The organism is Massilia sp. UBA6681, assembly GCF_002454935.1.
GTDB classification, from domain to species: Bacteria; Pseudomonadota; Gammaproteobacteria; order Burkholderiales; family Burkholderiaceae_D; genus Telluria; species Telluria varians.
The window spans coordinates 37,540-46,481 of sequence record NZ_DKJX01000123.1 but is presented as its reverse complement, the minus strand read 5'-3'; the positions used below and the strand labels follow the sequence as shown (position 1 = coordinate 46,481).

8 protein-coding genes and 1 pseudogene are annotated in these 8,942 nt (G+C 67.8%); 1 reads left to right on the top strand and 8 read right to left on the bottom strand.

The window, feature by feature from the left end; all coding sequences use genetic code 11:
* Positions 1-237: pseudogene (locus tag B2R83_RS22980) on the bottom strand (EamA family transporter); the annotation flags it as partial.
* A gap of 113 nt (positions 238-350) precedes the next feature.
* Here B2R83_RS22980 and B2R83_RS22975 point away from each other — a divergent pair.
* Positions 351-1,772 (top strand): PLP-dependent aminotransferase family protein, encoded by a 1,422-nt coding sequence (locus B2R83_RS22975; protein ID WP_292045374.1) that lies wholly within the window; start codon positions 351-353, stop codon positions 1,770-1,772.
* A gap of 3 nt (positions 1,773-1,775) precedes the next feature.
* Here the strand turns inward: B2R83_RS22975 and B2R83_RS22970 are convergent, their stop codons facing one another.
* The 7 genes from B2R83_RS22970 to B2R83_RS22940 form a co-directional block, all read right to left on the bottom strand.
* Positions 1,776-2,246, bottom strand: a complete 471-nt coding sequence (locus B2R83_RS22970; protein ID WP_292045372.1) for a VOC family protein — start codon at positions 2,244-2,246, stop codon at positions 1,776-1,778.
* A gap of 82 nt (positions 2,247-2,328) precedes the next feature.
* Entirely contained in the window at positions 2,329-3,528 is a 1,200-nt protein-coding gene (locus B2R83_RS22965; protein ID WP_414674464.1) for a Gfo/Idh/MocA family protein, read from the bottom strand.
* Positions 3,525-4,580, bottom strand: coding sequence for a sugar phosphate isomerase/epimerase family protein (locus B2R83_RS22960; protein WP_292045369.1), 1,056 nt, complete (start codon positions 4,578-4,580; stop codon positions 3,525-3,527). The genes B2R83_RS22965 and B2R83_RS22960 overlap by 4 nt, the downstream gene beginning before the upstream one ends.
* 16 nt (positions 4,581-4,596) lie before the next feature.
* A complete protein-coding gene (locus tag B2R83_RS22955; protein WP_292045366.1) occupies positions 4,597-5,559 on the bottom strand; it encodes a substrate-binding domain-containing protein in 963 nt (320 codons plus the stop codon).
* Positions 5,560-5,588: 29 nt separating this feature from the next.
* Positions 5,589-6,596, bottom strand: coding sequence for an ABC transporter permease (locus B2R83_RS22950; RefSeq protein ID WP_209586065.1), 1,008 nt, complete (start codon positions 6,594-6,596; stop codon positions 5,589-5,591).
* Positions 6,565-8,064 (bottom strand): sugar ABC transporter ATP-binding protein, encoded by a 1,500-nt coding sequence (locus B2R83_RS22945; protein WP_292045363.1) that lies wholly within the window; start codon positions 8,062-8,064, stop codon positions 6,565-6,567. Before B2R83_RS22945 ends, B2R83_RS22950 begins: the two co-directional genes overlap by 32 nt.
* Complete coding sequence (locus tag B2R83_RS22940) at positions 8,061-8,927, bottom strand: sugar phosphate isomerase/epimerase family protein (protein ID WP_292045361.1); 867 nt, start codon at positions 8,925-8,927, stop codon at positions 8,061-8,063. Before B2R83_RS22940 ends, B2R83_RS22945 begins: the two co-directional genes overlap by 4 nt.
* Between the last annotated feature and the right edge of the window lie 15 nt (positions 8,928-8,942).

The following is an 8,942-nucleotide window of genomic DNA, read 5'->3' as shown; positions in this document are numbered from 1 at the left end:
TGGCGGCGGCAGCGGGGCGCGGCGCCACAGCAGCCATCCGGCCGCCAGCAGGGCGGCGCCCAGGGCGCGGCCGAGCGCGACGAACACCGGATCAAGCTGCGCGACCGCCATGCGGGTAAAGGGCATGGTCAGGCTGAACATCGCCACGCCGAGCAGGCCGAGCAGCATGCCCCGGTTCTGGTCAGGGGTATCCGTGCTGCGGATGGCAGCGGCGGCGGGGCAGGCGGCGGTAGGCATGGGAGTCCTTCGGAAGATGCTTGCGGCGAGGTGGGCACAGGTCTATGCTAGCGCGGTGGACCAATACAGTCCCAGTACACTTTGCTACTTAATTTCTTCACTGTGATGGTGAAATGACTAATACGCCCGTCTTGAGCCTGGCGCGCGATTCCGGCGAGCCGCTGGCCGACCAGATCGTGCGCCTCGTTGCCGCCCGCATCGACGAGCGCCTGCTGCGCCCCGGCGCACGCATGCCCTCGATCCGCCAGTTCGCCGCAAGCCACGGCGTGTCGCCCTTCACCGTGGTGGCCAGCTACGACCGGCTGGTGGCCCAGGGCTACCTGGATTCGCGCCGCGGCGCCGGGTTCTTCGTGCGCGGGCGGACGCCGGTACCCGCGGGCTCGGCCGACAGGGCGCTGGCGCCCGTAGGGAGCGCCGGCGCCAGCCTCGACGTCGCCTGGCTGATCCGCAACCTGTTCCGGCAATCCCCGCTGCAGCACTCGCCGGGCGCGGGCGTGCTGCCGGCCGACTGGCTCGACGGCCCGGCCGTGGCCAGGGCCCTGGCAAGTCTGAGCCGGCAGAACAGCGCCGCCTTCCTCGGCTATGGCGCGCCGCAGGGCTTCCTGCCCCTTCGCCAGCAGCTGCAGCGCAAGCTGGCCGAGTTCGAGATCGGCGCGCCGCCGGAACAGATCGTCATGACCCTGGGCGTGAGCCAGGCGCTCGACCTGGTGGCGCGCGAATTCTGCCGGCCGGGCGACACCGTTTTTGTCGACGATCCGGCCTGGTTCCTGATGTTCGGATCGTTTGCCGCCATGGGCCTGAACGTGGTCGGCGTGCGCCGCCTTGGCGACGGTCCCGACCTGGAGCAACTGGCCGAGCTGGCGGCGCGCTACCAGCCGCGCCTGTACGTGATCAACTCGGTGCTGCACAACCCGACCTCGACCTCGCTGTCGGCCTCGAAAGCCTTCCAGGTCCTGCGCCTGGCCGAGCAGCATGGTTTTACGGTGGTGGAGGACGACATCTACGCCGATCTCCATCCCGGGAATGCGACGCGCCTGGCGGCGCTCGACGGCCTGCGCCAGGTGATCTACCTGGGTGGCTTCTCGAAATCGATGGCGCCCAACCTGCGGGTCGGCTTCATCGCGGCATCAAGCGAGCGGGCGCAGCGCCTGGCCGACCGCAAGATGCTGGCCACGCTCACCACCAGCGACATCGGCGAGCGCGTGGTCTACAAGATCCTGTCCGATGGACTCTACCGCAAGCACCTGGACCGGGTGCGCAGCCGCCTGGACGCGGTACGGCCGAAGGCATTGCGCCAGATCGAGGCGCTCGGCCTGCGCCCCGAACCGGCCCCGGCAAGCGGCATGTTCGTCTGGGTCGATGCCGGCCGCGACACCAACGAGCTGGCCGCGCGCGCCATGCGGGAAGACCTGCTGCTGGCGCCGGGCAGCCTGTTCTCGCCAAGCCAGCTGCCCTCGACCCGCATGCGCCTGAACGTCGCCGCGCTGCAGGACCCGGCGACCTTCCGCTTCCTCGAACGTGCGTTGACCGGCTGAGGCTCAGGCGCCGGGCACCTGCCTGGCCATCTCGGCCGCGATTTCCTGCGGCGTCATGTCGCGCAGGTGGGTGGCGATCGCCCAGCGGTGGCCGAAGGGATCGACCAGCTGGCCGTAGCGGTCGCCCCAGAACGCATCGCCCAGCGGCATGATGGGCTGGCCGCCGGCGGCCAGCGCCCGTTCCCAGACCGCATCGGCGTTGGGAACGTAGAGGTGGATGGAGACCGCCGACCCCGGCGCGGGAATCTGTCCGCTGCTGCAGAATTCGGGGAATTCGTCGCACAGCATGAGGATCGAATCGCCGATGCGGATGCTGGCGTGCAGGAGCCTGCCGCCCGGCCCCGGCATGCGATCGAGTTCGACGGCGCCGAAGGCTTGCTGGTAGAAGGCAATGGCGTCGGCCGCGCCCTTGCAGATCAGGTGCGGGGTGATGCTGTGGAAACCTTCGGGGATGGGACGTGCTGCCTGATTCATGATTGGACCTCCTGTTCTGGTTGTGGGGTGCTACTGCCACTACGACGAACGGGGAGGTCCGGATTCGACATGCGCCGCCAAATTATTTTTTTCCGAGCTCCACCCAGCGCGAACCCGCGTCGTGGCTGGCCAGCACGGCGTCGATGAAGCGCAGGCCGGCCACGCCGTCCTCGACCGTCGGCAGGCTGGCGCTCGCCGCCGGCAAGGGCTGGCCGGCCTCGGCCGCATGGATCTGCGCCGCCGCGTCCCGGTACAGCTGGGCGAACGCCTCCAGGTAGCCTTCCGGATGGCCGCAGGGCACGCGGGTCGCATGTCCGGCCGCGACGCCGCCCACGCGGCCGCGCGTGAGCCGCTGCGCACAGCCGCCCTGGGGCGTCAGGACGAGCTCGTTCGGGTTCTCCTGGTCGAAAGCGAGGCTGGCCTTGCTGCCGAACACCCGCAGCTTGAGCGCGTTCTCGCAGCCGGTCGCCATCTGGCTCGACCACAGCATGCCGCGCGCGCCGTTCGGGTAGCGCAGCATCACCTGCACGTGGTCGTCCAGGATGCGCTCCGGCGTGAACGAGTGCAGCTCGGCCAGCAGTTCGCTCGGCTGGATGCCGGTAACAAAAGCCGCGAGGTGGAAGGCATGGGTGCCGATGTCGCCGGTACAGCCGGTCGGGCCGGCGCGGCGCGGATCGTTGTGCCAGTTGGTGGCCTGGAATTCCGGGGACTGGTTGGCGGCTTCGGCCATCCAGTCCTGGGCGTACTCCACGTGCACCAGGCGCACGTCGCCGATCGCGCCCGAGGCGACCAGTTCGCGCGCGTGGCGCACCATCGGGTAACCGCTGTAGGTGTGGGTGAGGGCGAACACCCGCCCCTTGGCGCGCGCCAGGGCGGCCAGTTCTTCTCCTTCGCCCAGCGAAATGCCGAGCGGCTTGTCGCAGATGACGTGGATGCCGGCTTCCAGGAAGCTTCTCGCCACCGGGGTGTGCAGGTGATTCGGCGTGACGATCGCCACCACGTCGATGCCGTCCGGACGCTGGCTTTCCAGCCGCGCCATCTCGCGGTAGTCGCTGTAGCTGCGCGCCGGGTCGAGCCGGATCGCCGCGCCGCTGCGCAAGGCGCGCTCGGCGTCGCTGGAGAGGGCGCCGGCCACGATCTCGTAGCAGTCGTCCAGGCGCGCCGCGATGCGGTGCACGGCGCCGATGAAGGCGCCGTCGCCGCCACCCACCATCCCCAGGCGCAGCCGGCGCGGGGGCAGGCCGTCCTGCTTGTCCGTTTCGTTACGTTCGATCGCACTCATGCTTCGATCCCCATCAGCTGGCGCAGGGCGGAGCGGTCGGCGCCGCCGCCTGCGAAATCGTCGAAGGCGCGCTCGGCGACCCGGATGATATGGCGGCGAATGAAATCGGCGCCTTCGCGCGCGCCGTCTTCCGGATGCTTGAGGCAGCACTCCCACTCGAGCACCGCCCAGCCGGCGTAGTCGTACTGCGCCAGTTTCGAGAAGATGGCCGAAAAGTCGATCTGGCCGTCGCCCAGCGAGCGGAAGCGCCCGGCGCGCTCGGCCCAAGAGCTGTAGCCGCCATAGACGCCCTGGCGCCCGGTCGGGCGGAATTCGGCGTCCTTGACGTGGAAGGCCTTGATGCGCTCGTGGTAGATGTCGATGAAGGAGAGATAATCGAGCTGCTGCAGCACGAAGTGGCTCGGGTCGTACAGGATGTTGGCGCGGCGGTGGCCTTTCACTCCGTCCAGGAAGCGCTCGAAAGTCACGCCGTCGTGCAGGTCCTCGCCTGGATGCAGTTCGTAGCACACGTCCACGCCGGCGTCTTCGAAAGCGTCCAGGATCGGCAGCCAGCGCCGCGCCAGTTCGCCGAAGGCTTCCTCGACCAGGCCGGCGGGCCGCTGCGGCCATGGATACAGGTAAGGCCAGGCGAGCGCGCCCGAGAAGCTCGCGTGCGTGTTCAAGCCAAGGCGGCGCGAGGCGCGCGCCGCGTTCTTCATCTGGCCGACCGCCCATTCCTGGCGCGCCCGCGGGTTGCCGCGCACCTGCGGCGCGGCGAAGCCGTCGAACAGGGCGTCGTAGGCCGGATGCACGGCCACCAGCTGGCCCTGCAGGTGGGTCGACAGCTCGGTGATCGCCAGGCCGTGCGCGGCGAGCACGCCCTGGATCTCGTCGCAGTAGTCCTGGCTCTCGGCGGCGATGTCGAGGTCGAACAGGCGCTTGTCGGTCGGCAGCTGGATGCCCGCGTAGCCCAGGCTGCTGGCCCAGGCGGCCAGGTTGGCCAGGGTGTCGAAGGGCGCCTGGTCGCCCATGAATTGGGCGAGGAAGATCGCCGGTCCCTTGATGGTTTTCATGCTGAGGCCTGTCGTATCAGTAAGGCGAATCGGGGAAATAGAACTGCTTGGCGTTCTCGCGCGTGATCAGGACCGACGGAATGATCGTCCTGCCCGGCAGGGCCTGGCCCTTCAGGCGCGCATTGGCGGTCATCTTGATAGCGTCGTAGATGAACTTGGGCGAGTAGGACACGTCGGCCTGCACCAGCTTGTCGCCGTCCATCACCTTCTTGACCGCGAACTTGGCGCCGGCGCCGCCGAACACTTCCTTGATGTCGCTGCGCTTGGCCTGCTCGATGGCCTTGATGACGCCGATCGCCATGTCGTCGTCGGACGCCCACACGGCGTCGATCTGCTTGAAGCGGGTCAGGTAGTCCTGCATGACCTTGAAGGCGTCGTCGCGGTTCCAGTTGCCGTACTTGGCATCGAGCACCTTGATGCCCGGGTGCTTCCCGATCTCGGCCTGGAAGGCCTTGACGCGCTCGTTGTCGATGGTGCTCGGCATGCCGCGCAGGACCACGATATTGCCCTTGCCGTTCATGCGCTTGGCCAGGTATTCGGCCGGCAGCCTGCCGAAGGCCGTGTTGTCGCCGGCGACATAGGCATGCTGGGCCGCCGGATTGGTCAGGCCGCGGTCGACCACGGTCACGTAGACGCCCTTGTTCTTGACCTGTGCCACCGGCTGGGTCAGCGAAGCCGATTCCAGCGGCAGGATCACCAGCGCGTTCATCTTGTTCACCACCAGGAGGTCCTGCACCTGGTTGGCCTGCTCGGGCGTGCTGCCGGCGGTCTTGACGATGATCTTCAAGCCAGGGTTGGCCGCTTCCAGCTCGCGCTTGGCCTGGTTGGCCCACCAGACTATGCCGCCGGTGAAGCCATGGGTGGCGGTGGGGATGGCCACGCCGATGGTCAGTTTTTCAAGGGCGAAAGCCTGGCCGCTGCCGAGCACCAACAGGCAGGCCGCGGCCAGTTTGCCGAATTGTCGTTTGGATGGACGCATGGAGATTCCTTTGTTAATGAATAAACGGTTCAGCGGCGGCCGCGCTGCAAATACGCCACGGCGATGATCACCACGCCCTGCACGGCAGGGTTCAGGTGCACGCTGATGATGCTGGTGAGGTTCAGGATGTTGCCGATCACGGACAGCAGGATGGCGCCGATCACGGTGCCCATGACGCGCCCCGAGCCGCCCCTGAGCGAAGTGCCGCCCACGACCACCGCGGCGATGGCCTCCAGCTCCCACAGGATCCCGGTGGTGGGCGTGGCCGAACCCAGGCGCGGCACGTACAGGATGGTGGCGATCGCCACGCACACGCCCAGCAGCAGGTAGGTCAGCACCTTGACGCGGTCGACGCGGATCGCGGCATAGCGCGCCACCTGTTCGCTGGAACCGATCGCCTGCACGTGCTGGCCGTAGGCGGTGCGGTTCAGGATCAGGGCGCCCAGCAGGGCCACCAGGGCGAACACCCATACCGGCACCGGCACGCCCAGCAGGCTGTGGTAGTAGACCGGGCTGTAGGTCTCGGACAAGGTGAAATCGAGCGTCAGGGCGCCGCCGTCCGACAGCCAGGTCAGCACGGCGCGGAACACGCCGAGGGTGCCGAGCGTGACGATGAAGGCTTCGATGCGGCCACGCGCAATCAGGAAACCATGCAGGATGCCGAACACCGCGCCGAAGGCGAGCGCCAGCCCGATGCCGAGCAGGACGATGGTGACGGCGCCGGGCGGATTCGCGCCGCTTGCCAGCGCGTTCATCGCCACGATCATGACGCCCGCGATCAGCGCCGCCATCGAGCCGACCGAGAGGTCGATGCCGCCGGAGACGACCACGAAGGTCATGCCGACCGCGATGATGCCGATGAAGGCCGTGCGGGTGAGCACGTTCATCAGGTTGTCGAAGGTGGCGAAATCGGGATTGAGCAGGCCGCCCGCAATGCAGAGCAGGATCAGGGCCAGCGCCGGGCCGAGGCCCTTCAGGCGCGGCAGGGCAGGCAGGAAGGAGGGCCTAGTGGCGGGTGTGTTGGGTGTCGGTTGCATGGGAAATGATGTTTTCTTCACTGAGTTGGTCGGGGCCGAGCACGGCCTGCAGGCGCCCGCCGTGCAGCACCGCCACCCGGTGCGACAGGCCGATCAGCTCGATCAGTTCGGACGAGATGACGATTACCGCGCGGCCCTCGGCAGCCAGACTGTGGACCAGTGCATAGATGTCGCGCTTGGCGCCCACGTCCACGCCGCGGGTCGGCTCGTCGAGTACGATCACGCGCGGGTTCGAATGCAGGTACTTGGTCAGCGCGAGCTTTTGCTGGTTGCCGCCCGAGAGCGAGCGCGCCACGCAGTCCGGATCGCGCAGGCGGATGCCGAAGTCCGCGATGGCCCGCTCGAGCGCCGCGCGGCCCGCCTTCAGGTCGACCCAGGGCCTGGCGTCGCGCTCCAGCGTCATCATGGTGAGGTTCTCGCGCAGGCCCAGGTCGAGGTGCAGGCCCTTGCCCTTGCGGTCTTCGCTCAGGTAGGTCAGGCCATGCCGCATGGCCTCGCGTGGGCTGCGGATGTCGACCGCCTGCCCACCTATCTCGATCCTGCCGCTCTGGCGCGGACGCAGGCCGAGGATGGCCTCAAACGCTTCGGTGCGGCCTGCGCCGACCAGGCCGGCAAAGCCCAGGATCTCGCCGGCGCGCACTTCGAAGCCCAGCCTGTGTACCCAGCCCGGGACCTCCAGGTTCGATACCCGCAGCAGCACCGGCGCGTCGGCGGGCAGGGGCTGCTTGGGCGGGAACATGTCCGACACGTCGCGTCCGACCATCAGGTTGGCCATCTGCCGGCGGTTCACGTCGCAGGTAGCGGCGCGCGTGACGAACTTCCCGTCGCGCATGACGACCACCTCGTCGGTGTGCGCTTCCATCTCGTCGAGCTTGTGCGAGATGTAGACGATGGTGACGCCCTCCGCCTTCAGGCGCGCCATCAGGTCGAAGAGTTTTTTCGTTTCCCCGGCCGACAGGCTGGCGGTCGGCTCGTCCATGATCAGGAGGCGCGCCTTGCGCGACAGGGCCTTGGCGATCTCCACCAGCTGTTTTTCGGCGACGATCAGCTCGGACACGCGGGTGTCCGGGTCGCGGTCCAGGCCGACCTGCTCGAGGCAGGCAGCAGCCTCGACCGCCATGGCGCGCCGCTCGAGCAGGCCGTTGCGGGTCTTCTCATGGCCCAGGAAGATGTTCTGGGCGATCGTGAGGTGCTCGGCCAGGTTGAATTCCTGGTGGATCAGGGCGATGCCCAGCTCCTCGGCGTCGCGCGCGCTGTCGAATTGGCGCTCGACGCCGTCGACCAGCAGCTGGCCGCTGGTAGGACGTTCGTAGCCGGCCAGGATCTTCATCAGGGTCGATTTGCCGGCGCCGTTTTCCCCCAGCAGGCCCACCACGCGCCCGGGTTCGAGCGCGAAGTCGACTCCGTGCAGGACTGCTACCTTGCCGAATTCCTTGACGATGTGGCTGAAGCGGACGGACAGGCTCATTTGGCCGGCATCTTCGCGAGCACGGCCTTCAATCCTTTCAGGGAGGCGGCCACCGTGTCGAGCTGGCCCATGCCGTTCGGGTATTCCTCCTGCTCGACGATGATCCATTGGGTAGCCCCGACCTCGCGCAGGGCGCGCGTCAGGCCCGCCCAGTCGGTCCTGTCCTGGCCGATGATCGGCGTGCCGCTGGTGCCCGGTGCGAACTTGGCCTTGTAGTGGGTGCTCACGGTGCGGCCTGGGTACTTGTAGACGTAGGCCACCGGGTCTTTGCCGGCGTGCGTGGTCCAGCCCACGTCCTGCTGCATGATCGACGCCTTCGGCGTGTTCCGGGCGATCACGTCCCAGGGCGTGCTGCCGACCTCACCCGCCATTTCCTGGGCGTGGTTGTGGTAGCCGATGCGCATGCCCTTGGGAGTCAGCTTGCCGGATAAGGCGCTGAGCTCCTTGCTCATCGCGGTGCTGCCTTCGACACTGGCGCCGCGCGCATCCATCGGGATCACCAGGTTGGCGCAGCCGAGCGTCTTGTAGAAGGCGGTGGTGGCCTCGAAGCGCGCGTCCGCCAGCTGGTCGAAGCCCACGTGGGCGCCGGCGCACTGCAGCTTGTTCTTGTCCAGGAAGGCTTTCAACCCGGCCGGGTTCGACTTGTAGGGACCGAATTCGCCGGCGAACTCCACGCCCTGGAAGCCGAGCCTGGCGATCTTCGTGAGCGTGCCCTCGAAGTCCTGCTTGATCTCGTCCTTGACGGACCACAGCTGCACGCCGATGCGCGGCGACGCCTCCGCGACACCCGCGGCGGCCAGGGCCTGGGAAGCTGCGCCGAAATTGGCGGCCAAAAGGAAGTACAGCATCGTTTGCTTGTTCATTCTGTCTCCGTTCTT

Coding starts and splice junctions, on each gene's coding strand:
- B2R83_RS22975 (WP_292045374.1), top strand. CDS start 351: ATGACTAATACGCCCGTCTTGAGCCTGGCGCGCGATTCCGGCGAGCCG.
- B2R83_RS22970 (WP_292045372.1), bottom strand. CDS start 2,246: ATGAATCAGGCAGCACGTCCCATCCCCGAAGGTTTCCACAGCATCACC.
- B2R83_RS22965 (WP_414674464.1), bottom strand. CDS start 3,528: ATGAGTGCGATCGAACGTAACGAAACGGACAAGCAGGACGGCCTGCCC.
- B2R83_RS22960 (WP_292045369.1), bottom strand. CDS start 4,580: ATGAAAACCATCAAGGGACCGGCGATCTTCCTCGCCCAATTCATGGGC.
- B2R83_RS22955 (WP_292045366.1), bottom strand. CDS start 5,559: ATGCGTCCATCCAAACGACAATTCGGCAAACTGGCCGCGGCCTGCCTG.
- B2R83_RS22950 (WP_209586065.1), bottom strand. CDS start 6,596: ATGCAACCGACACCCAACACACCCGCCACTAGGCCCTCCTTCCTGCCT.
- B2R83_RS22945 (WP_292045363.1), bottom strand. CDS start 8,064: ATGAGCCTGTCCGTCCGCTTCAGCCACATCGTCAAGGAATTCGGCAAG.
- B2R83_RS22940 (WP_292045361.1), bottom strand. CDS start 8,927: ATGAACAAGCAAACGATGCTGTACTTCCTTTTGGCCGCCAATTTCGGC.